Source organism: Streptomyces rectiviolaceus, from assembly GCF_039533825.1.
Taxonomy (GTDB): domain Bacteria; phylum Actinomycetota; class Actinomycetes; order Streptomycetales; family Streptomycetaceae; genus Streptomyces; species Streptomyces rectiviolaceus.
The window spans coordinates 1895-24269 of record NZ_BAAAUG010000158.1 but is presented as its reverse complement, the minus strand read 5'-3'; the positions used below and the strand labels follow the sequence as shown (position 1 = coordinate 24269).

Genomic DNA, 22375 nt, shown 5'->3' with positions numbered 1-22375 from the left:
ATCATTCAGCCCGTCCGGCGATTGAGGACGAACTCGGCGAAGCCGGTGACGACGGCAACCCAAGGCCCCCGCGCCAGAGCGGGTTTTCGGGAAGGGGCGGGGTTGGGGAATGAGCATTGCTCCTATCCCAGCACCCCACCCACCAGCGGATCATCCCCGACAAACGCCACAAGCTCCGCAAGCCCCGGCGCCGTAGCCGGCCCCCGGCGAGTCACCGCAATAGCCGCCGCCGCGTTCGCGCCACGCGCAGCCGTCAGGGGGTCAAGTCCCCGCCCCAACAGGGCGAGGAACGCGCCCACATGGGCATCCCCCGCGCCGTTGCTGTCCACCGCGTCCACGGGGAACCCGGGCACATGCACAACCTCCCCCGAGCCCGGCGCAGCCAGCCAGCAGCCGTCCTTGTCGGCCCGCACAAGCACCCCCGCCCCCGGCGCGAGCCGCCCGCGCAGGGCGGAAGCCGCCTCCTGCGGAAGAGAGAGGCCCGTCATCAGGCGGCCCTCACGCGCATTGCAGCTCAGCCAGTCCGTCCGGGCAAGGACCGGATCAAGGACGGACGCGGGAATGTCGGCGACCAACGGCGCCGGATCGAAGCAGACCCGCACATCGCCCGGCAGCCCCGGCGCGAACGCGGACAGCAGCGGACCGTTGACCTCCATCACGAGGCTGTACCCGGACAACTGCACGGTGTCGCCCGGCCGCAGCGCCCCCGCGACGGCCGCCGTCTCCGCGGCCGTCATCCGCGCGTCCACGCCGAAACTGGTCACGAACGTCCGCTCGCCCCCAGAATCCACCAGCGCCACGCAGAAGCCCGTGTCCCCGTCCGTACGCACCGGGAGCAGCGTCCCGATGCCCTCCTCCGTGAGGGCACGGCGTACGAGATCCCCGTAAGGGCCGGTGCCATGGAGACCCGCGTACACCGTGTCGGCCCCCAGACGCCGCGCCGCCGTCAGGGCGTTGAAGCCGCCGCCCGCGTACAGCTCCGTACGGGAGCCGATCACGTCGCCGCCCCGTTCGGGCAGCGCGGGGACCTCGATGACGAGGTCGGCGATGACGTTCCCCGCGAGGACGATGCGAGGGGAGGCGGCGGTGGCGCTCATCGGACGGGCTCCTCAAGTGCGGGGGAGGGAACAGCAGTTGTCACGGGGCGGCCACGCCCGCCGAACACGGCGTACACCGCCGCACCCACCCCTATCGACACCGCCCAGCCAAGGCCATTGACCCCCGGCCAGGTGTCGGCCAGCGGCCCGGAGAACCACACGTCGTCCGCTCCCGTACCTGCGGTCGTGAAGAGGAGCCCCGACACGATCGCCGCCACCCAGGCGAGCACGGCGGGCAGCCGGAAGCCGCCGGTGTACCAGTAGCGGCTGGTCCGCGAAGTGTCCATCAGGCCGTCCGGGTCGTAGTCGCGGCCTCGCAGCATGTCGACCGCGATCACTCCGATCCAGGCGGAGATCGGCACGGCGAGCAGGGTGAGGAAGGTGGAGAACGGGCCGTAGAAGTCGTCGGCGATCAGCATGAAGTAGATGCCGCCGAGGAACATCAGCACGATGTCGATGACCACGGCCCAGGCCCGCGGCACCCGCAGACCCAGCGTGATCATGGTGAGGCCCGCGGAGTACGTCGACAGGTGGTTCGACATCAGCAGGCCGCCGAAGGCCGCGATCAGATACGGGATCGCCATCCAGGACGGCAGCATCGCGTTGATCGCGGAGACGGGGTCGGAGGAGGTGGCGAGTGAAGGGTCGCCCGCCGTAAGGAGCGAGCCGAGCGAGATGAGCAGCACCAGCGGGATGCCCGCGCCGAAGGCCGACGCGGTGACCAGGCGGCGCCCCGGGATCGTACGGGGGAGGTAACGGGCGTAGTCCGCACCGGCGTTGGCCCAGCCGATGCCCGTGCCCGCGGCGATGAAGCCGATGCCCGCGACGACGCCGCTGGTCGGTCCCGCCGGTGCTTCGAGGACCTTCGACCAGTCGACGGTGGCGACCAGGAAGCCCATCACGATCAGGTTCAGTACGCCGAAGAGCACCGTCGCCCACTTGTTGATCCACATGATCGTGGCGTGCCCGAGACCGCTGATCAGCAGCGTGCAGGCGATGAAGACCAGCAGGCAGAGCACGGTCAGGAAGGAGTTCTTGCGGATGTCGAAGGCCACGCCGAGGAGAGCCAGCAGCGCGTACGCCGCCGTGGTCGTCGTGATCGTCTCCCAGCCGATCCGGCTCAGCCAGGTGACCAGCGTCGGGCCCGCGTTGCCGCGCTGTCCGAACACCGCGCGGGAGAGCGTCAACGCGGGCGCGCCGCCCTTCTTGCCCGCCAGGCTCAACGCCCCCACCAGCGCGAACGATCCGAACGAGCCGACGATCGCGACCAGCGCGGCCTGCCATATGTTCAGTCCGCGGAAGGCGACGAGCGTCGCGCCGAGCGGTAGCCCGAGGATCGAGATGTTGGCGGCGAACCAGGTCCAGAACATCTGGCCCGCGTGACCATGACGCTCACTGTCGGGGACCGGCTCGATCCCTCGGGTCTCTACGGCGCCGACCTGATCGTTCTTCGTCGAAGCGGCCATGACGGGACCTCCTTGCGCGATACGTGGGGCGGGGACGGGGGAGGCGTACGAGAAGGGGGGGCTTAGCGGTGGGTGAGCAACTGGGCCGCCAGCGGCTCCAGTTCGAGGCCGTTGACCGTGCGAAGGGTGCGTACGGCGTCGGCGGGCAGGCCCGAGAGGCCGCTCACCGATCCGGCGACGGCGCCCGCGATCGCGCCGATCGTGTCGCTGTCGCCGCCGAGGTTCGCGGCGAGGAGCGTGCTGCGCCAGGGGTCGCCGCCGGTCAGCGCGAGCACCGCGAACGCGGCGGGCACCGACTCCTGGCTGGCGACGCTGGTGCCGATGAGCGCCACGATGCGGTCGAGGGCGGCGGCCTCGTCCAGTCCTTCCACCAGCTCGCGGGCCCAGGCGATCCGGGCTGAGATGTCGGCTCCTGCGATCCAGTTGCCGCGCCGGGCACCGGCCTCGGCCGCGGTGATCGCGGCGTCGAAGGCCTCGTCGAGCGTGCCGCCCGCGACGCCCGTGCTCACCGCGGCCGCGACGACGGCGGCGCCCGCGATGCCGATGTTCGTGTCATGGGTGACCTGGCAGGACTCCACGACCCGGTCGAGGAAATGCGGCAGCGGATCGGCGGCGAAGGCGATCCCGACCGGGGTGACGCGCATCGCGGCGCCGTTGGTGGTGCCGTACCTGCCCGCCTCCTTGGGGTCGGTGCCGCCCGCGACGGCGTCAAGGGCGGCCTTGGTCGAAGGGCCGAGCAGGTCGAAGGAGCCCTTGGCCTTCATCTCCCGCTCCCAGGACAGGAGTTCGGCGGCGAACCGCAGCGGGTCGACGTGCCCGCCGCCCTCGACGAGCAGCCGCGCCACGATGACCGCCTGGTCGGTGTCGTCGGTGACGGCGCCGGCGGGCATGCCCGCGCTCACGGGGTTGTCGTCCCTTGCGGGTTCGAACCCGGTGAGGGTGCCGTAGACGCGTACGACGTCCTCGCGGGACATGACCTGGGTCGGCATGCCCAGGGCGTCGCCGAGCGCGAGTCCGTAGAAGGCGCCGAGCGCGCGGTCGAGAAGGCCGGGGGGTGCTGTGGTCACGAGTTGGCTCCTCGGCCGGTGCGTACGTGCAGTTGGAACCGGGACGGGTCGAGCAGGCTGGTCACCTGCTCCACGACCTCCCCGTCGGCATCGCGGAAGACCTGGGCGAGCCGGATGAACGGTTCGCCCGGGGAGCGGTGCAGGAGCCCCGCGTCCTCGTCGCCGAGGCCGGACACCGCTATGTGGGCGTCGCTCGACGCGGCGATGTGGCCCGCGGCGAGCAGCGTCCGGTTCAGCGAGCCGCCTTCGAGGCCTCGCTCGGGCAGGTCGGCGAGGGCGGGCACGGCGGGGACGCGGCTGCGCTCCAGGGAGACGCCGTCGCCGCCGGGCAGTCGCCTGACGCGGTCCAGAGCGATGAAGTGCGCGTCCGCGAGGCCGAGTTCGGCGGCGAGCTCCGGGTCGGTGACGCGCTCGAAGCGGAGGGTGTCCGTGGAGAGCTCGGTGCCCTGGTCGGCGAGCGCCCGGGTCCAGCCGAGCTGCTGGTCGAGCGGGGTCCCGTCGAACGTGACGATCGAACCGATGCCGGCGTGCGTCTCGATGAGCCCCTGCTCGCCGAGCGCGCTGAGCGCCTGGCGCACGGTGGTGCGACTGACCCCGAAACGCTCCCGCAGGGCGTGCTCGCCGGGGAGCCGGCTGCCGTCGGCGTGCACCCCGGCGCGGATCTCGTCGGCGAGCACGTGCGCGACGCGATGATGTTTATGAACCTGTCCAGGCATGTCTAGAAGGTAAGCGGAGCTGATCCGTCCCGTCTACGGCTGCCGGAAGATTCTTTGCGACGGGGGTACGTCCCCGCCGCGGGAGGCGTGCCCGTCAGGCCTGTTCGGCCCGCTCTTCGGCCCGCTCTTCGGTCCGCTGCTCGGTCCGCCGCGCCCGATGCGACATCCAGGCGGCGACCAAAGCCCCCGAGACGTTGTGCCACACGGAGAACACGGCGGCGGGCAGCGCGGCCAGCGGGCTGAAGTGGGCCGTGGCGAGCGACGCCGCGAGCCCCGAGTTCTGCATGCCGACCTCGAATGCCATGGCGCGCGATGCCGGCGGGCCGAGGCGTGCCAGCTTGCCCGCGCCGTAGCCGAGCGCGAGGCCCAGGCCGTTGTGCAGGACGACGGCGAGGAACACGAGCAGGGCGGCCGACTTGATGGCCGCCGCGCTGCCCGCGACCACGATCGCCACGATGACGGCGATGGTCAGGGCGGACAGCCACGGAAGGGCGCTGAGGACCCGCCCGATGTAGCGACCGAAGAGGAGGCGTACGACGAGACCGGCGATGACCGGAAGCAGCACGGTCTTGAGGATGTCGGTCACCATCGAGCCCGCGTCCACGGGCAGGTACTCGCCCGCGAGGAGCAGCGTCAGCGGCGGAGTGATCAGCGGCGCGAGCACCGTCGAGACGGTGGCCACCGAGACGGAGAGGGCCACGTCGCCGCGTGCCAGGTAGGTCACCACATTGGACGCGGTCCCGCTGGGCGCGCAGCCGACGAGGATGACTCCGGCCGCCAGTTGGGGCGAGAGCCCGAGCGCGTGGGCGATCAGCCAGCCGAGCCCCGGCATGATCACGTAGTGCGCGACCAGGCCGAGCGCGACGGCCCAGGGGCGCTTGACGACACCCTGGAAGTCGAGCGGGGTCATGGTGAGCCCCATGCAGAACATCACGAGACCCAGGAGGTACGGGACGTCTGTGCCCCAGCCCTTGAAGGCGTCCGGCGCCATCAGGCCGAGCGCGCCTGCGGCGAGCACGAGGACGGGGAAGACCGTGACGGCGAGGCGGGCCGCCTTGTCGCCGCTCTCCGTGGAGCTGGGGATCGTCTGTTCGGTTTGCACCCGGCGATGCAACGCCGGGGTGCGGCGGGGACGCAACCCCGTCTCGATATGTGGTCGCTACACGAAGCTGGCAGGATCGTTCAGTAGCGCGTGATGGCGGTGGGCCCCGACTCCGTCCCGATCGCCATGTGCGGCCGCCGGTCCGGCTCGGCCCACCGCAGGATCCGTCGCATCGCCTCGCCCGCCACGGACACACAACCCGCCGTCGCCCCACGCCCGTTGACGTGCAGGAAGATCCCGGCGCCGCGCCCCCGCACCGGGCGGTCGTAGTTGAAGCCGATCACCAGGGCGTGCGCGTACTGGGTGCCGTACGTGATGAGGTGCTCGGATTCGGCGGCGCGGCAGTCGGCGGGGCGGGGCTGGGTCCAGCGGTTGTAGGAGCGGGACTTGTTGTCCTGGCACCACCAGGAGTTCTTCGTGACGCGGCGGTAGGGGTAGTCCGTGCCGGACGGCGCGGGCTTGATGCCGAAGGCGTACGGGAGGCGGAAGAGGCCGGTGGGGGTCGTGTTCGTCCCCTGTTCGCGCGAGCCACCGGCCGTCAGGCCCTTCGCGCCGAACCGCGCCGCCGCCGACCCGGACTTCACCCACCGGCCGCCGTGCCGGTCCCACCACGTGACCGTGCCGGTGGTGGAGCCGGTGTGCGCGGCCCGGGCGGTGATGAGCTGGGTGCCGCCGCCCGTGTCGGCCATCCGGTCCGGCAGCGGGCGGCTCGCGCCGGGAGCGGCACCGAGGGTACCGGTGACGGCGAGGACGAGGGCGGCTGCGGACGCGAGGGCGGCGGCACGGGGGCGCATGGCTCAGACGGTAGTGGGAGGCAAGGGCAACGGCACTCCGGGCAGGCCGTCGATGCTCCGTGCGATCTGCCGCTTGGTGAAGTACTCGCTCAGTGAGGTGTCGTCCTCGCGCGCGAAGCGCTTGCCGTGCAGGTCGCGGTCCTTGTCGTACGACATGAAGGGGACCGCGTATCCGCAGGTGTCACGGATGAGTTCGGCCGTCACGACGATGATCGCGCGCAGGCCGTGCGGGGTCGGGTCGATGTCGGGGAAGTGCCCGAGCAGCTCCGCCCAGCGCGGGTCGTCACGGAAGACGGGTTCACCGCGCCCATGCACCCGGACGATGTTCGGCGGGCCCTGGAAGGCGGTCCACATCAGGGTGATGCGGCCGTTCTCGCGCAGGTGCGCGACCGTCTCCGCGTTGCTGCCCGCGAAGTCGAGATAGGCCACGGTGTGTTCGTCGATGACGGCGAAGGAGCCGGTGAGGCCCTTGGGGGAGAGATTGATCGTGCCGTCGTCCGCGAGGGGCGCGGTCGCGGTGAAGAAGAGAGGCTGGGCCTCGATGAACGAGCGGAGTCTGCCGTCTATGCGTTCGTAAGTCTTTCCCATGCCTAAGGATTATTCACCAGAGATCATTCGACTGTCTAACGACTTGACGCGGCAGTCTGCACCATGCCTGGATTGACGAAACATACGGAGCACTGCATACTCATGCATGACGCCGAATGCAGGGTAAGGAGCACGTGAAGTGAGCAGCAACAACGGCGGTGACGTCCGGCTCTGGGGCGGCAGGTTCGCGGACGGCCCGGCAGAGGCCCTGGCCAAGCTGTCGGCATCGGTCCACTTCGACTGGCGCCTGGCGCCGTACGACATCGCCGGTTCCCGCGCCCACGCGCGCGTGCTCCACAAGGCGGGGCTGCTCACCGAGGACGAGCTGACCCGCATGCAGGCCGGACTCGACCGGCTCGAGACCGATGTGGCATCGGGCGAGTTCGTCGGCACCATCGCCGACGAGGACGTGCACACCGCCCTGGAGCGGGGCCTGCTCGAACGGCTCGGCCCGGACCTCGGCGGCAAGCTGCGCGCGGGCCGGTCGCGCAACGACCAGGTGGCGACCCTCTTCCGGATGTACCTGCGGGACCACGCCCGGATCATCGGCGGCCTGATCGCCGACCTCCAGGGCGCGCTCGTCGGCCTCGCCGAGGCGCACCCGGACGTCGCCATGCCGGGGCGTACGCACCTTCAGCACGCCCAGCCCGTGCTCTTCGCGCACCACGTCCTCGCCCACGTCCAGTCCCTCTCCCGGGACGCGGAGCGGCTGCGGCAGTGGGACGAGCGGACGGCCGTCTCGCCGTACGGCTCGGGCGCGCTCGCGGGATCCTCTCTCGGCCTGGACCCCGAGGCCGTCGCCGCGGACCTCGGCTTCGAGCACGGCTCGGCGGCCAACTCCATCGACGGGACGGCATCGCGGGACTTCGCCGCGGAGTTCGCCTTCATCACCGCGATGATCGGCGTGAACCTCTCCCGGATCGCCGAGGAGATCATCCTCTGGAACACGAAGGAGTTCTCCTTCGTCACGCTCCACGACGCCTTCTCGACGGGCTCGTCGATCATGCCGCAGAAGAAGAACCCGGACATCGCCGAGCTGGCACGCGGTAAGTCGGGCCGCCTCATCGGCAACCTCACGGGCCTGATGGCGACGCTCAAGGCGCTGCCGCTCGCGTACAACCGCGACCTCCAGGAGGACAAGGAGCCGGTCTTCGACTCCTGCGACCAGCTGGAGGTCCTGCTCCCCGCCTTCACCGGCATGATGGCGACGCTCACCGTGCACCGCGAGCGCATGGCGGAGCTGGCCCCGGCCGGGTTCTCGCTCGCCACGGACATCGCCGAGTGGCTGGTCAAGCAGGGCGTGCCGTTCCGTGTGGCGCACGAGGTCGCAGGCGAGTGCGTCAAGGAGTGCGAGGCGCACGGCATCGAGCTCGACCAGCTCACGGACGAACAGTTCGCCAAGATCTCCGAGCACCTCACGCCCGAGGTCCGGACCGTCCTGAACGTCCCCGGCGCCCTGGCGTCCCGCGACGGCCGCGGCGGCACCGCCCCTTCGGCCGTCGCCGCCCAGCTCGTCGAGGTCAAGGCCGATCTGACGGTTCAGCAGGAGTGGGCCGCGGCGCGTAAGTGACGCCGGGGCAGCGCGTCCCGCGTTGACGTGGGCATCGCGGGTTACGTTGGTCGTCTTCCGCAAGGAGCCGACCGAACGGAGCCCGCGATGCCCTTCTCGCGCTTGGCCGCAGCGACCACCCCCACCGCCCACATCGGGTTCGGCCTCGCCGCAGTCGGCAGGCCCGGCTACATCACGCTGGGCCGCGAAGCCGATCTGCCGCCGTCGCGCAGCGTCGAGGCCCTGCGCGAGCGCACCCTCGAACTCCTCGACGCCGCCTACGCGCTGGGCGTCCGGTACATCGACGTGGCGCGCTCCTACGGCCGTTCCGAGGAGTTCCTCGCCGACTGGCTGCACGCCAGGCCCGACATCCGGGACGTCGTGATCGGCAGCAAGTGGGGTTATACGTACACGGCTGCCTGGAGCGCCGACGCCGTGGGCCCGCACGAGGTCAAGGACCACAGCGTCGCCGCGTACCTCCGGCAGCGCGAGGAGAGCGCCCAGCTGCTCGGCGAGCGGCTCGACCTCTATCAGATCCACTCGGTGACGCCGGAGAGCCCTGCCCTCACCGACAAGGAACTGCACGCCAAACTGGCCGAGTTGGCGGCAGGCGGCGTGAGCGTCGGGCTCTCCGTCAGCGGCCCGGAGCAGGCTGCCGCGATCCGCGCCGCCCTCGCCGTGACCGTCGACGGCGAGCCGCTCTTCCGTACCGTCCAGGCCACGTACAACGCCCTGGAGACATCGGCGGGCCCCGCGCTCGCCGAAGCCCATGACGCGGGGCTCACCGTCCTGGTCAAGGAGGCCATGGCCAACGGCCGCCTCGCCGACCCGCACGCCCCCGCGCCCCTGCGCGAGATCGCCGAGGCGACCGGGCTCGGCTGCGACGCGGTGGCGCTCGCCCTGGTGCTGCGCCAGCCGTGGGCGGGTGTGGTCCTCTCCGGGGCCGCCACCTCGGTCCAGCTCGTCTCGAACCTGCACGCGGCGGCCGTCGACCTCGACGCGGAGCAGCTGGAGCGGCTCGCGGGGCTCACCGAGGAGCCGGTCGCGTACTGGGGGCGGCGCGGGCAGCTGCCCTGGCACTGATCGACCCACTTGACGGGCCCTGGTGATCGGCGCGAATAAATTGTGAGACAAATTTGTCTCACATGGCCTATGGTTGTCTCATGTCAGTCGATCGCGACCAGGTGCTGCGCAGCGCCGCGGCGCTCCTCACCCGCAAAGGCTCCGCCACGATGGACGAGGTGGCGCGCGCGGCGGGCATCAGCCGCGCCACCCTGCACCGGCACTTCGCCGGGCGCGACGCCCTCGTGCGCGCCCTGGAAGAGCTCGGCATCCAGGAGTGCGAGGCCGCCCTGGAGGCGGCCCGGCTCGGTGAGGACGGTGCCGAGGAGGCGCTGCGCCGCCTGGTCAAGGAGATCCAGCCGGCCGCGGGTCTTTTCGCGTTCCTCGTCACCGAGAACCAGCTCTTCGAGGACGACGCGCAGCACGAGGGCTGGTCGCGGCTCGACGACAGCATCGGCGCGCTCTTCCGGCGCGGCCAGGAGAGCGGCGAGTTCCGCATCGACCTGAGCCCCGCCTGGCTCACGGAGGCGCTGTACGGACTCGTCGGCGCCGGCGCCTGGGCCGTACTGGACGGCCGCGTGGCCGCCAAGGACTTCACACACATGATCGCCGAGCTGCTGATCGGCGGAGCACAACGGAGAGTGGAACCATGACCAGCATCGAACAGCGGACCGCGTCGGCGGAGGTCGAGCGCAGCCCCGGCCGCTGGCTCGCGCTCGCCGTGCTGGTCCTTGCCGTACTGCTCGTCGCCGTGGACGCGACGGTGCTCGGCCTGGCCACGCCGTACATCAGCGAGGACCTCAAGCCGACCGGCACGCAACTGCTGTGGATCGGCGACGTGTACTCGTTCGTCATCGCCGGTCTGCTCGTCTCCATGGGCAGTCTCGGTGACCGCATCGGCCGCAAGAAGCTCCTGCTGATCGGCGCCGTCGCGTTCGGCGGGGTCTCGGTGCTCAACGCCTACGCGACCACGCCCGAACTCCTCATGCTGGCCCGGGCGCTGCTCGGTGTCGCGGGTGCGACGCTGATGCCGTCCACCCTCGCGCTGATCCGGAACATCTTCCACGACCCGCGCGAGCGCAGCCTCGCGGTCGGCATCTGGGGCGCGATGGCGTCGGCAGGTGCGGCCGTCGGTCCTGTCGTGGGCGGCTTCCTGCTCGAACACTTCTGGTGGGGCTCGGTCTTCCTGATCAACCTGCCGGTGATGGCGGTCCTGGTCGTCGTCGGCATCAAGTTCCTGCCCGAGTCGAAGAACCCCGCGCCGGGTCCGTGGGACCTGATCAGCGTCGTGCTCTCGCTCATCGGCATGATCGGCGTCGTGTACGCCATCAAGGAGGCGGCGGCGCACGGCATCCGCTGGGACGTCGGTGTGGCGGCTCTGCTCGGCGTGGCAGCCCTCACCTGGTTCGTACGGCGCCAACTCACCCTTACGGCGCCCCTCCTGGACATGCGGTTGTTCCGCAACCGGGGCTTCTCCGGGGCGGTGCTCGCCGACCTACTCACGGTCCTCGGGCTCTCGGGCCTGGTCTTCTTCCTCTCCCAGTTCCTGCAACTGGTCCAGGGGCGGCGGCCGTTCGAGGCTGGCCTCGCCGAACTCCCCGCGGCGGTGGGTGCGGTGGCGGCCGGTCTGATCGCGGGCATGGTCGCGCGGCGGTTCTCCGTGCGCGCGGTGGTCGCCGGCGGTCTCGCGGCGGTGGGCGTCGCCCTTGCGGCGCTGACCACGCTGAGCCAGTCCACCGGGTATCCGCTCCTCGGAGCCTCGCTCCTGGTCGTCGGCATCGGCGCGGGCTTCTCGTTCACGGTGACCGCCGACGTCATCCTCTCCAGCGTGCCCAAGGAACAGGCGGGCGCCGCGTCCGCGGTCTCCGAGACGGCGTACGAACTGGGCGCGGCACTCGGCATCGCCCTGCTCGGCTCCATCGTGACCGGCGTCTACCGCGACTTCACCGCTCCGGCGGGCACGCCTCCCGAGGTGGCGTCGGCCGCGCACGAATCACTGGGCGGCGCGGTGGAGTCGACGGCGGGCCTCCCGGCCCACGAGTCCCAGGCCCTGCTCGCCTCGGCCCAGGACGCGTTCGTCGAGGGGCTGCGGCTCGCCGCGGGCGCGGGCGCGGTGGTGCTCCTCGCCACGGCGGTGGCGGCGTGGTTCCTCTTGAAGGGCTCAAAGCTGGAAGACGGCGGTGTGCCCCGTAAGGGGCGTGGGGAACTGCGCGACAAGCCACAGTCGGCCCGCTGACGACAAAGAAACGTGAAACGCCCGCCCCGGCGCCGGGGAGCACCCAGCGCCGGGGCGGGCGCGCAGTAAAACCAGTTCCGGGCGGCTACGCCGCCTTCGCCTTCGTGGCGTACATGTCCACGTACTCCTGACCGGAGAGCTGCATGACCTCCGTCATCACGGAGTCCGTCACCGCCCGCAGCACATAGCGGTCGCGGTCCATGCCCTCGTACCGCGAGAACTCCATCGGCTCACCGAACCGCACCGTCACGCGGCCCGGGCGGGGGAGACCCTTGCCGCCCGGCTGGAGCTTGTCCGTGCCGATCATCGCGAAGGGGACGACGGGCGCGCCGGTCATGAGGGTCAGCCGGGCGATGCCCGTGCGGCCGCGGTACAGGCGGCCGTCGGGGGAGCGGGTGCCCTCGGGGTAGATGCCGAAGAGCTTGCCCTCCTCCAGGACGCGCCGCCCGGTCATCAGGGCCGCGACACCGCCGTGGCCGCCGTCGCGGTCCACGGGGATCATTCCGGAGCCGGTGAAGAACCAGGCCATCAGGCGGCCCTTGAGCCCCTTGCCCGTGACGTACTCGTCCTTGCCGATGAAGAACACGGGGCGCGGGCAGACGAGAGGCATGATCATCGAGTCGATGAACGTGAGGTGGTTTCCGGCCATGATGACCGGACCGGTGCCCGGAATGTTCTCTGCGCCTTCCACCCGTGGGCGGAACATCAGACGCAAGATCGGTCCGAGCACAGCCTTGATGAGCGCGAGACGGGACAACGGGCCCTCCGGTGTCAACGGGTCGACGACGAGTATGTGCAGGTGAGGACGATACTCGCGGGTCCCCGCTCACCGCACATCGGGTTCACGCACTCGATACGCAGAGTTGACCTGGGTTTGCGTGGTGTTGCCCTCGGACCGCCCTTCTTGTGACGACGTTATCCCCGTGTGGGGCATGTGGCGCGTCCTAGTGGTCCTTGTCACGCACCGCGGTCACGCGCTGCCACGGAGTTCGCGGACGTCCGCGAACGGCCGAGGACAACCGAGGACGGCCGATGACGACCGAGGACAACCGAACGGACCCCTCCCCGCACACCAGTAGCCATCCGGCGTCACCCTTACGTTCGGTCCAGGGTCTCCCATCTGTCACGCGCGGCCACCTACGATCGTGCCGCTTTGTCAGGTGCAAGGCAGCACATCGGGAGGAGCGCTCAATGGCTACGCAGCAGTCGAGGCATTCGGAGTCAGGGGAGCCGGGGGAGCCGGAGGAGCGGCGGCGGCCGGGGCGGCGCGCGGTACTGGGAGCGGCGGTCCTCGGGGCGGGCACAGCCGTGGCAGGACTGCCCGGCGTGGCGAGAGCCGACGCCAAGCACGGGCACGGGGGCTACAAGGACCTGCCGGTGCCCACGGTCGTCGCGCACCGCGGCACCAGCGGCTACCGGCCCGAGCACACGCTCGGCTCGTACCAGCTCGCCCTCGACATGGGCGCGCACGTCATCGAGCAGGACGTCGTGCCCACCAAGGACGGCCATCTCGTATGCCGTCACGAGAACGACATCACCGCGACGACGGACGTCGCCGCGCACCCCGAGTTCGCGGCCCGCAAGACCACCAAGTCCGTGGACGGCACCTCGTACACCGGCTGGTTCACCGAGGACTTCACGCTCGCCGAGCTGAAGACGCTGCGCGCCAAGGAGCGCATCCCCGGCACCCGCCAGCGCAACACCCTCTACGACGGCCGCTGGGACGTGCCCACCCTTGAGGAGGTCTTCCGGTGGGCCGAGAAGGAGGGCCGTGAGCGCGGCGAGCGGATCTGGCTGCACATCGAGACCAAGCACCCCACGTACTTCCGCAAGCTGGGCCTCGGCCTGGAGGAGCCGCTCGCCAAGCTCCTTCGCAAGTACGGGCGGCACAAGAAGAACTCGCCGAACTTCCTGCAGTCCTTCGAGCCCAGCAGCATCCAGCGCCTGAACAAGCTGGTCGACCCGCCGCTCGTGGTGCTCCTGTCCGGCGCGAGCTCCCGCCCCTGGGACTTCGTCGAGGCGGGCGACCCGCGCACCGTCGCCGACCTCATCAAGCCCGAGGGCCTGGAGTGGATGGCGTCGTTCGCGCAGGGCATCGGCCCCACGCTCGACCTGGTCATCCCGAAGAAGCCCGACGGCAGCCTCGGCACACCGTCCACGCTGGTGAAGGACGCGCACGCGGCGGGCCTGATCCTGCACCCCTACACGATGCGCAACGAGAACACCTTCCTGCCCGCGAACTTCAAGAAGGGCACCGACCCGAACGCCTACGGCGACGCCTTCGGTGCCTTCAAGGCGTACTTCGAGACGGGCATCGACGGGATCTTCTCCGACAACTGCGACACCGCGCTGCTCGCCCGCCAGGACTTCGTCAACGGCTGATCGTCCGGCCCCCGTTTGGGGTGACAGACGGCCGCTCCGGCAACCTCCTGCCGGGGCGGCCGCGTCACGCCCTGCATGACCCACGAGCTGATCCCCACGCTGCGTCCGCTCCTCGCCGCCGAGGCCTCCGCCGCGGCGCACGGCTCCGGCACCGACCCCGGTGACCTCGAACAGGCCGTCTGGCTGCGGCTCCTTGAACGCATCCCAGCCGCCGACCCAGCCGCCGACCCAGCCGCCGAGCTGCGCGCCGCCGTCGCATCCGAGGCGCGCCGCACCCGGCGCAGGGAAGAGCGCGAAGTGGCGTACGCCGCCGAGCCCGCCGACGACACGGAGCGCGGCCCCGAACAGCGCGCCCTGCGGGCCGACCGTGAGCGCACCCTGCACGCGGCGGTGCGCAGACTGCCCGGCCGCTGCCCGGGGCTGATGGCGGCGCTGCTGTCCCCCAAGGACCTCACCTACCGGGAGATCGCAGGGCAGTTGGGAATGTCACAGGGCAGTCTGGGGCCGGAACGTTCCCGTTGCCTGGGATGCCTGCGCAGAATGCTCGCGGCGGAGGTTGCAGCTCCTGAACCGTGGGGAAAGGAGCGATAGACAACCGGCGGAGCAGGTGAGCGGGAGGCATGCACACATGGGCATGAGCGTGACCATCTCGGAGGCGGGCGGGCAGGACGCCGAGAAGATCCTCAAACTGCAGTACCTGTGCTACCAGAGCGAGGCCGAGCTGTACGGCGACTACTCCATCGAGCCGCTGACACAGTCCCTCGACTCCATCAAGGCCGAACTGACCGCCGGCAGCGTGCTGGTGGCCCGCCTCGGCGACGAGGTCGTCGCGTCGGTGCGCGGCACGGTCGGCCCCGACGGCACGGCGCGGATCAACAAACTCATCGTCCACCCCAGGATGCAGCGGCACGGCCTGGGCGGCCGGCTCCTGGACGCGATAGAACGGCGGCTCGGCGAGGGCGGCACCACCAAGTGCTTCCAGCTCTTCAGCGGCCACCGCAGCGAACAGAACCTCCAGCTCTACCGCAAACATGGCTACACGGCGGTGAAGACCCAGCACGTGAACGACCGGCTCACGCTGGTCACGCTCTCCAAGGAGGCGATCGCGGGGGCGTACGCGGCCAGGGTCTAGCGCCCCGCCCTGCGCGCCTTGTTCAGCCAGAAGATCGCCGTGGCCGGCAGGATCACCGGGATGAACAGATAGCCCATCCCGAAGTCCGACCACACCGTGGCGTCGGGGAACGCGGACGGCTCGACCAGCGTCCAGGTCCCCACCGCCAGGACGCCCACCAGCTCGGCGGCGCAGCACACCAGCGCCGCCTTGCGGGCCTTCTCGCCGCCGCGCACGAGCGAGTACGTGATGAAGCCGTAGACGAGACCCGCGAGCGCGGACAGCGTGTACGCGAGCGGGGCCTTGTGGAAGTCCGTCGAGATCTGCACGGCGGAGCGCGACACGGCGCCGACCACCATCACCCCGTACAGCCACACCAGGAGAATGCCCGGCCCGGTGATCAGCTTCTGCTTCTCGGGCTCGGTCACCGTCACCTCAGCCTCCCCAGATGTCGTAGAGCCGCACCTGGAGCACGGCAAGGACCACGCCGCCCGCGGCGACCGTGATGGAGCCCCAACGGGTGCGCTCGGCGAGGGACATGAAGCCCGCGGCCGGGACGCAGGCGAAGGAGCCGATCAGATACGCCACGAAGATCGTCGTGCCCTGCTCGGGCTTCTCGCCCCGCGCCAGCTGGACGATGCCGACGATCAGCTGGACCGTGGCCAGGAACGTCACCACGGCCATGCCGATGAAGTGCCAGTCCTTGGTCGGCTGGTCCCGGTAGGCGGCGAAACCGCACCACGCGGCGAGGGCGAGCGCGGCCACGGCGGTCGCGATCGTCAGGGCAACAAGCATGCGGTGACTTTATTACGGGCCCTTTGACCCGATGCGCTCGCCCCTGGGGTGGCACGTACGCTCGGACACCATGAAGATCCACGCTGAAGCGCTCCTGTTCGACAACGACGGCACCCTCATCTCCTCCATGGAGTCGGTGTACCGCTGCTGGAGGCGCTTGGCGCAGGAGTACGGGATCACCGCCGAGGAGTTCGAGCGGGTCGAGCTGCACGGCCGCCCCGCCGCCGAGATCATCGCCGACATGCTGCCCGCCGAGCGCGTGGCCGAGGCCGTGGCCCGCATCGAGGAGCTCGAGGTCTCGGACGTCGCGGGCGGCGTCGTGCTCCTTCCCGGCACCCGTGAGCTGCTCGAATCCCTGCCGCCCGAGCGCTGGGCCGTCGTCACCTCCGCCGGGCGGCGCCTGGCCGAGGCCCGGCTCGCCGAGGTCGGCATCGACGCCAAGATGGTGATCGCCGCCGACGACATCACGCGCGGCAAGCCCGACCCGGAGCCCTTCCTGCTCGCGGCCGCGAAACTGGGCGTCGACCCGGCGCGCTGCGTGGTCTTCGAGGACGCGCCCGCCGGTCTCACGGCGGGCCGCGCGGCCGGCATGACCACCGTGGCGTTGGCCACAACGCACACCGTGGGCGAGCTCGTTGCCGACGTCGTCGTGAAGGACCTCTCGGCCGTGTCCGCGCAGGCCACCGAGGGTGGCGTGGAGATCACCACCGAGGGCTGAGCATCCGTACGGCCGCGTCCGCACCTGTCCACCGGCTGTCCGTATACCGGACATCGGTGGCGGTGCGTGAACGCACGCGTGTTTTACTGGTCCGCATGACCACGACGAGCAACCGCACCCCTGCGACCGAGGCGATCACGACGCCCGGTGCTCGTTGTATGTGTCGAATGTGCGCCTTCTGAGGGCCCCCGCACCACCCCTGAGCATCGCGCCCCGAAGCGAAGCCGCTGTGCCGCGCCCCTGCGACGTACGCCAGACGTACATGACGTAGGAAGCGAGCCTGCCCCGCGCACACGTCCTCCGGTTCTTTTCGCCACCGCGAGAAACCGTGCCGCGTTCCCCACGAATGCCCCGTGCCCGGCGAGAACCGCGCCGCGCACTCGACAGTGACGGAAACCCCTGTGATCACCACTTCCGGCCTCACCAAGGTCTACCGCTCACGCGGTCGTGAAGTAACTGCCCTCGACGGCGTCGATCTGCATGTCCGCGAAGGCGAGGTGTACGGCGTCATCGGTCAGTCCGGCGCCGGCAAATCCTCGCTGATCCGCTGCGTGAACCTCCTGGAGCGCCCCACCTCGGGCACCGTGACCGTCGCCGGTCAGGACCTCACCGCCCTCGCGGGGCGCGGCAGCCGCGCGAGCAAGGACCTGCGCCGGGCGCGCAGCCGCATCGGCATGGTCTTCCAGCACTTCAACCTGCTGTCGTCGCGCACCGTCAAGGACAACGTCGAGCTGCCCCTGGAGATCCTCGGCCTCAGCGGCGCCGAGCGCTCCCGCAAGGCGCTCGAACTGCTCGACCTGGTCGGCCTCGCCGACAAGGCGAAGTCCTACCCGGCGCAGCTCTCCGGCGGCCAGAAGCAGCGCGTCGGCATCGCCCGCGCACTCGCCGGAGACCCGAAGGTGCTGCTCTCGGACGAGGCGACCAGCGCCCTCGACCCGGAGACCACCCGCTCCATCCTCCAGCTCCTGCGCGACCTCAACCAGCAGCTCGGCCTGACCGTCCTGCTGATCACGCACGAGATGGACGTCGTCAAGAGCGTCTGCGACTCCGCCGCCCTCATGGAGAACGGGCGGATCATCGAGTCCGGCACCGTCACCGAGCTGCTCGCGACGCCCGGCTCCGAGCTGGCCGCCGCGCTGTTCCCGGTCAGCGGCGACGCGACGGGCGACGACCGCACCGTCGTCGACGTGACGTTCCACGGCGAGGCCGCGACCCAGCCGGTCATCTCCCAGCTGTCGCGCACGTACAACATCGACATCTCGATCCTCGGCGCCGCGATGGACACCGTCGCGGGCAAGCAGGTCGGCCGCATGCGCATCGAGCTGCCGGGCCGCTTCGAGGAGAACGTCGTTCCGATCGGGTTCCTGCGCGAGCAGGGCCTCCAGGTCGACATCGCGGGCGAAGACCCCGTCGCAGGCGCCGCCACGCCGAAGGACGCCACGCTGCTGGTCAAGGAAGGTGCCAAGTGACCTGGTCGGAGATGCAGCCCCTGCTGGAGCAGGCCTGTTGGGACACCCTCTACATGGTGGGCTGGTCGACGCTGATAGCCGTCGTCGCCGGACTGCCGCTCGGCATCCTGCTGGTCCTCACCGACCGCGGCGGGCTGCTGCAGAACACGGTCGTGAACAAGCTCATCGGGCAGATCGTGAACATCGCGCGCTCGATGCCCTTCATCATCCTCATGGTCGCGCTGATGGGCCTCACGCGCTGGATCACGGGCACGACGATCGGCCGCGAGGCCGCCATCGTTCCGCTCGCGATCGGCGCCATCCCGTTCTTCGCGCGCCTCGTGGAGACCTCGGTGCGCGAGGTCGACGGCGGTCTCGTCGAGGCCGTGCAGTCGATGGGCGGCAACACCTGGACCGTCGTACGCAAGGTCCTCGTGCCCGAGTCGCTGCCGTCGCTGATCTCCAGCACGACCACGACGATCGTCACGATCCTCGGCTACTCGGCCATCACCGGCGCCGTCGGCGCGGGCGGCCTCGGCGACATCGCCATCCGCTACGGCTACCAGCGCTTCGAGACCGAACTGATGTGGATCACCGTCGGCGTGCTCGCCGTCGTCATCTCGATCATCCAGTTCGCGGGCGACTACGCGGCCCGCAGGATGCACCGGCGCGGCGGTCACTCGGGCGCCGCTCCCAAGCTGCGCCTGCTCAAGCTCAAGGCGTCCCCGTCGCAGGCTTCCTGAAGCCGGAACCGAACTCACCCCGCACACCCCATCGCGGGGCGTACCACCCATGGAGAAAGGCACTTTTCGTGCGTAACACCGCCAAGATCACCACCGCTGTCCTCGCCGCCGGAGCCCTCACCCTCGGTCTCTCCGCCTGCGGCTCCGACAAGGGCTCCGCCGCGGGCGACAAGGACGGCCCGCTCGTCGTCGCCGCCACCCCCACGCCGCAGGGCGAGATCCTCGACTACGTCAAGAAGAACCTGGCGAAGAAGGCCGGTCTCGACCTCGACGTGCGCGAGTTCACCGACTACGTCACGCCGAACACCGCCGTCCAGCAGGGCGAGGTCTTCGCGAACTACTTCCAGCACAAGCCGTACCTCGACGACTTCAACAAGAAGAACGGCACGGACATCGTGCCCGTCCCGGACGCGACGGTGCACCTGGAGCCGCTCGGCATCTACTCCAAGAGCGTCAAGAAGCTCGACGAGCTGAAGAAGGGCGCCACGGTCGCCCTGCCGAACGACACCACCAACGAGGCCCGCGCGCTCAAGCTCCTGGCCGACAACGGCCTGATCGAGCTCAAGAAGGGCGTCGGTTACGAGGCCACCCCCAAGGACGTCTCGAAGAACCCGAAGAACCTCAAGTTCAAGGAGATCGAGGCGGCCCAGGTGCCCCGCTCCCTCAGTGACGTCGACGCCGCGGTGATCAACGGCAACTACGCCCTGGAGGCCAAGCTCAGCCCGGCCAAGGACGCCATCGTCGCCGAGCCCGCCAAGGACAACCCCTACGGCAACTTCCTCGCCGTGAAGAAGGGTGACGAGAGCGACCCGCGCGTGAAGAAGCTCGCCAAGCTCCTCACCTCGCCCGAGGTCAAGAAGTTCATCGACGACAAGTACGACGGTGCCGTCGTCGCGGCGTTCTGATCATGCGTAGGCACGTCACCCGCAGGCACGTCACGGCCGCCGTCACCGGCGCGCTGGCCCTCACGCTCGGCCTGACCGCGTGCGGCACCGAATCCGGCTCGGGAGGCGGCAACGGCGACACGCTCACCGTCGGCGCCACCCCGACCCCGGCGGGCGAAGTCCTCACGTACATCAAGAAGAACCTGGCGAAGAAAAAGGGACTCGACCTCCAGATCACGGAGTTCACGGACTACGTCACGCCGAACACCGCGCTCCAGGAAGGGTCCCTCGACGCCAACCTCTACCAGCACGTCCCGTACCTCGAGGACTTCAACAAGTCCAAGAAGACGGAGCTCACGCCGGTGACCGAGGTCTATCTGCCGCCGATGGGGGTGTACGCGAAGAAGGCGAAGGACGTCACCGAGCTGCCCGCGGGTGCGACCGTCGCCGTTCCGAACGACACCACCAACGAAGGCAGGGCGCTCGAACTCCTCGCCTCCAAGGGCGTCATCGGGCTCAAGAAGGGGGCCGGCGCGAACGCGACCCCCGAGGACATCACGTCCAACCCGAAGAAGCTCACCATCAAGCCGCTGGAACCCGCCCAGCTGCCCCGCTCCCTGGAAGACGTCGAAGCCGCGGTCATCAACAACAACTACGCGCTCGACGCCAAGCTCAACCCCAAGAAGGACGCCATCCTTCTCGAGTCGCCCAAGGACAACCCGTACAACAACGTGCTCGCCGTCAAGAAGGGCGACGAGAACGATCCCCGGGTCAAGAAGCTGGCCGAACTGCTCACTTCACCCGAGGTGAAGCAGTTCATCGAGGACAAGTACAAGGGCTCTGTCCTGCCCGTCGAAACGAGCTGACGCACAGTCCGTTTCCGCCCTCACCACGGGGTCCGCTCCTGATGAAGGAGTGGACCCCGTGGTGCGTCTGCACGCCGACATGCTGCATGCTGGGCACTTCAGCAGGCCCGAGGGTTCCAGGTTACGGAGCAGCGCATGACTACCACCTTCCCCGACATCTCCATCAGTACGGAGCGGTTGGTGCTGCGCCCGTTCGAGGACGCCGACGTCCCCGCGTACGCGGAGATGATGAACGACGAGATGGTCACCGCCTGGACCTCCGCACCCCAGCCCTACACCGAGGACGACGCCCGCGACTGGATCACCCGGGTCGCGCCGGCCGAGCGCACCGAGGGCCGCGGCATCGCCCTCGCCGTCACGGAGTTCCTCACCCAGCGCCTGGTCGGCATCGTCCAACTCCGCGACACCGACTGGCGCGTGCGCTCCAGCGAACTCAGTTACGTCGTCGCCCCCTGGGCCCGCGGCGAGGGCTACGGCTCGGAGGCGGCGCTCGCCACCGCCCAGTGGCTCTTCGGCGACCAGCGCTTCGAGCGCATCGAGCTGCGCACCGCCGCCGACAACACGGCGGCCCAGCAGGTCGCTCAGAAGATCGGCTGCATCAGCGAGGGTGTCCTGCGGAACGCCTGGATAGCGCGTACGAGGAACGGCGGGGATCCGTTCGGCGGCTGGATCGACGTCCGGACCGACCTCATCGTGTGGAGCCTGCTCCCCGAGGATCTGGAAGGGGTCGGCGAGCAGCTCGCGGACAGCGGTTTCAGCGCTTTCTCGGACTGGAACTGACCCCACGGGCACCTCAGGGCCCCACCAGGTACGCTCGCCCCTGGCCGCACGCGGTTGCCCCCTACACATGACGCCCCGGCCGCATCGGACGAGCCGCGAGAACCCAGACCTGCGACAACCCAGACCCGCGAGACCCAGGAGACAGACGACGATGGCCGACCGCGTCACGGTGATCGGCTGGGACGGTTCGCCGCTGACCGCCGCCGCGCGCTCGGCGCTCGGCGCCGCCACCCTCGTCGCGGGCGCCGCCCACCACCTGGCGCTCACCGAAGTGCCACCGGCCGCCGAACGGATCCGCCTGGGCAGCGTGAGCCTGGCCGCCCGCCGCATCGCCGCCCACCGCGGCACCGCCGTGGTCCTCGCCGACGGCGACCCCGGGTTCTTCGGTGTCGTACGCACGCTGCGCGCCCCCGAATTCGGCCTCGAGGTCGAAGTGGTGCCCGCCGTCTCCTCCGTCGCCCAGGCCTTCGCCCGCGCCGGGATGCCCTGGGACGACGCCCAGGTCGTGGTCGCCCACCCGCGCACCCTGCGCCGCGCGGTGAACGTCTGCCGCGCACACACCAAGGTCGCCGTCCTCACCTCGCCCGGAGCGGGCCCGGCCGAGCTCGGCCTGCTCCTCCAGGGCGTGCACCGCACCTTCGTGATCTGCGAGGAGCTCGGCACCGAGCGCGAGCAGGTCACCGTCCTCACCTCGGACAAGGCCGCCGACCACACCTGGCGCGACCCGAACGTCGTCATCGTCATCGGCGGCCCGGTCGCGGCCTCGCCCACCGGCTGGATCGCGGGACGCGACCCCGGCACCCCGCGCGGCTGGGCGCTGCCCGCTCCCGCCTACGGCGGCGACGACCGGCTCGGGGAGGGCGAGAGCGACCGCCTGCGGGCCGCCCAACTCGCCCGTATCGGCCCGCGCGTGGGCGACCTGGTCTGGGACATCGGCTGCGGCAGCGGCGCCTTCACCGTGGAAGCCGCCC

The 22375-nt window shown here is 70.3% G+C and carries 23 protein-coding genes and 1 pseudogene; 14 read left to right on the top strand and 10 right to left on the bottom strand.

Going from position 1 to position 22375, the window contains the following annotated elements:
- Positions 1–122 precede the first annotated feature (122 nt).
- The 7 genes from ABD378_RS35730 to ABD378_RS35700 all read right to left on the bottom strand — a co-directional run bounded on the left by ABD378_RS35730 (position 123) and on the right by ABD378_RS35700 (position 6830).
- Positions 123–1097 (bottom strand): PfkB family carbohydrate kinase, encoded by a 975-nt coding sequence (locus ABD378_RS35730; RefSeq protein ID WP_344528060.1) that lies wholly within the window; start codon positions 1095–1097, stop codon positions 123–125.
- Positions 1094–2563, bottom strand: a complete 1470-nt coding sequence (locus ABD378_RS35725; RefSeq protein ID WP_344528058.1) for a purine-cytosine permease family protein — start codon at positions 2561–2563, stop codon at positions 1094–1096. The genes ABD378_RS35730 and ABD378_RS35725 overlap by 4 nt, the downstream gene beginning before the upstream one ends.
- A 62-nt stretch (positions 2564–2625) precedes the next feature.
- A complete protein-coding gene (locus ABD378_RS35720; protein WP_344528056.1) occupies positions 2626–3630 on the bottom strand; it encodes an ADP-ribosylglycohydrolase family protein in 1005 nt (334 codons plus the stop codon).
- A complete protein-coding gene (locus ABD378_RS35715; protein ID WP_344528054.1) occupies positions 3627–4346 on the bottom strand; it encodes a GntR family transcriptional regulator in 720 nt (239 codons plus the stop codon). Before ABD378_RS35715 ends, ABD378_RS35720 begins: the two co-directional genes overlap by 4 nt.
- A gap of 94 nt (positions 4347–4440) precedes the next feature.
- Positions 4441–5448 (bottom strand): bile acid:sodium symporter family protein, encoded by a 1008-nt coding sequence (locus ABD378_RS35710; RefSeq protein WP_344528052.1) that lies wholly within the window; start codon positions 5446–5448, stop codon positions 4441–4443.
- 80 nt (positions 5449–5528) lie between these two features.
- Complete coding sequence (locus ABD378_RS35705; RefSeq protein WP_344528050.1) at positions 5529–6242, bottom strand: L,D-transpeptidase family protein; 714 nt, start codon at positions 6240–6242, stop codon at positions 5529–5531.
- 3 nt (positions 6243–6245) lie between these two features.
- Positions 6246–6830: a pyridoxamine 5'-phosphate oxidase family protein gene (locus ABD378_RS35700; RefSeq protein WP_344528048.1), complete on the bottom strand. Its 585-nt coding sequence runs from the start codon at positions 6828–6830 to the stop codon at positions 6246–6248.
- A gap of 139 nt (positions 6831–6969) precedes the next feature.
- On the opposite strand from ABD378_RS35700, the gene argH reads away from it, so the two are divergent.
- From argH to ABD378_RS35680, 4 genes are all read left to right on the top strand, one after another.
- Complete coding sequence (argH, locus tag ABD378_RS35695; protein ID WP_344528046.1) at positions 6970–8400, top strand: argininosuccinate lyase; 1431 nt, start codon at positions 6970–6972, stop codon at positions 8398–8400.
- An 87-nt stretch (positions 8401–8487) separates the two neighbouring features.
- The gene (locus ABD378_RS35690) at positions 8488–9462 is read left to right on the top strand and encodes an aldo/keto reductase (protein WP_344528044.1); all 975 of its coding nucleotides are present in this window, start codon (positions 8488–8490) and stop codon (positions 9460–9462) included.
- An 80-nt stretch (positions 9463–9542) separates the two neighbouring features.
- Positions 9543–10094 (top strand): TetR/AcrR family transcriptional regulator, encoded by a 552-nt coding sequence (locus ABD378_RS35685; protein WP_344528042.1) that lies wholly within the window; start codon positions 9543–9545, stop codon positions 10092–10094.
- Positions 10091–11677, top strand: coding sequence for an MFS transporter (locus ABD378_RS35680; protein WP_344528040.1), 1587 nt, complete (start codon positions 10091–10093; stop codon positions 11675–11677). The genes ABD378_RS35685 and ABD378_RS35680 overlap by 4 nt, the downstream gene beginning before the upstream one ends.
- 85 nt (positions 11678–11762) lie before the next feature.
- On the opposite strand, the gene ABD378_RS35675 is transcribed toward ABD378_RS35680, so the two are convergent.
- On the bottom strand, positions 11763–12383 hold the full coding sequence (locus ABD378_RS35675) for a lysophospholipid acyltransferase family protein (RefSeq protein WP_237330157.1): 621 nt from the start codon (positions 12381–12383) through the stop codon (positions 11763–11765).
- A 485-nt stretch (positions 12384–12868) separates the two neighbouring features.
- Here ABD378_RS35675 and ABD378_RS35670 point away from each other — a divergent pair, with 485 nt between their 5' ends.
- The 3 genes from ABD378_RS35670 (at position 12869) to ABD378_RS35660 (ending at position 15191) form a co-directional block, all read left to right on the top strand.
- Positions 12869–14059, top strand: a complete 1191-nt coding sequence (locus ABD378_RS35670; RefSeq protein ID WP_344528036.1) for a glycerophosphodiester phosphodiesterase — start codon at positions 12869–12871, stop codon at positions 14057–14059.
- 75 nt (positions 14060–14134) lie between these two features.
- Positions 14135–14650: a sigma-70 RNA polymerase sigma factor region 4 domain-containing protein gene (locus ABD378_RS35665; protein ID WP_344528034.1), complete on the top strand. Its 516-nt coding sequence runs from the start codon at positions 14135–14137 to the stop codon at positions 14648–14650.
- Between the two features lie 37 nt (positions 14651–14687).
- Positions 14688–15191, top strand: coding sequence for a GNAT family N-acetyltransferase (locus tag ABD378_RS35660; RefSeq protein ID WP_344528032.1), 504 nt, complete (start codon positions 14688–14690; stop codon positions 15189–15191).
- Here the strand turns inward: ABD378_RS35660 and ABD378_RS35655 are convergent.
- Both ABD378_RS35655 and ABD378_RS35650 read right to left on the bottom strand, forming a co-directional pair.
- Positions 15188–15604, bottom strand: coding sequence for a hypothetical protein (locus ABD378_RS35655; protein ID WP_344528030.1), 417 nt, complete (start codon positions 15602–15604; stop codon positions 15188–15190). The genes ABD378_RS35660 and ABD378_RS35655 overlap by 4 nt on opposite strands.
- Before the next feature lies 1 nt (position 15605).
- The gene (locus tag ABD378_RS35650; protein WP_344528028.1) at positions 15606–15965 is read right to left on the bottom strand and encodes a hypothetical protein; all 360 of its coding nucleotides are present in this window, start codon (positions 15963–15965) and stop codon (positions 15606–15608) included.
- 70 nt (positions 15966–16035) lie between these two features.
- Here ABD378_RS35650 and ABD378_RS35645 point away from each other — a divergent pair, with 70 nt between their 5' ends.
- The 7 genes and pseudogenes from ABD378_RS35645 to cbiE form a co-directional block, all read left to right on the top strand.
- Positions 16036–16683, top strand: a complete 648-nt coding sequence (locus ABD378_RS35645) for an HAD family hydrolase (RefSeq protein WP_344528026.1) — start codon at positions 16036–16038, stop codon at positions 16681–16683.
- 401 nt (positions 16684–17084) lie between these two features.
- Positions 17085–18152, top strand: coding sequence for a methionine ABC transporter ATP-binding protein (locus ABD378_RS35640; protein ID WP_344528024.1), 1068 nt, complete (start codon positions 17085–17087; stop codon positions 18150–18152).
- Positions 18149–18874 carry a methionine ABC transporter permease gene (locus tag ABD378_RS35635; protein ID WP_344528022.1) on the top strand — a complete coding sequence of 242 codons (726 nt, stop codon included), beginning with the start codon at positions 18149–18151 and terminating at the stop codon, positions 18872–18874. Before ABD378_RS35640 ends, ABD378_RS35635 begins: the two co-directional genes overlap by 4 nt.
- 68 nt (positions 18875–18942) lie before the next feature.
- Complete coding sequence (locus ABD378_RS35630) at positions 18943–19779, top strand: MetQ/NlpA family ABC transporter substrate-binding protein (RefSeq protein ID WP_344528020.1); 837 nt, start codon at positions 18943–18945, stop codon at positions 19777–19779.
- 2 nt (positions 19780–19781) lie between these two features.
- Positions 19782–20624, top strand: a complete 843-nt coding sequence (locus ABD378_RS35625; protein WP_344528018.1) for a MetQ/NlpA family ABC transporter substrate-binding protein — start codon at positions 19782–19784, stop codon at positions 20622–20624.
- 135 nt (positions 20625–20759) lie between these two features.
- Positions 20760–21404, top strand: a complete 645-nt coding sequence (locus ABD378_RS35620; protein WP_344528016.1) for a GNAT family N-acetyltransferase — start codon at positions 20760–20762, stop codon at positions 21402–21404.
- 151 nt (positions 21405–21555) lie between these two features.
- A pseudogene (gene cbiE, locus ABD378_RS35615) lies at positions 21556–22375 on the top strand (precorrin-6y C5,15-methyltransferase (decarboxylating) subunit CbiE); the annotation flags it as partial.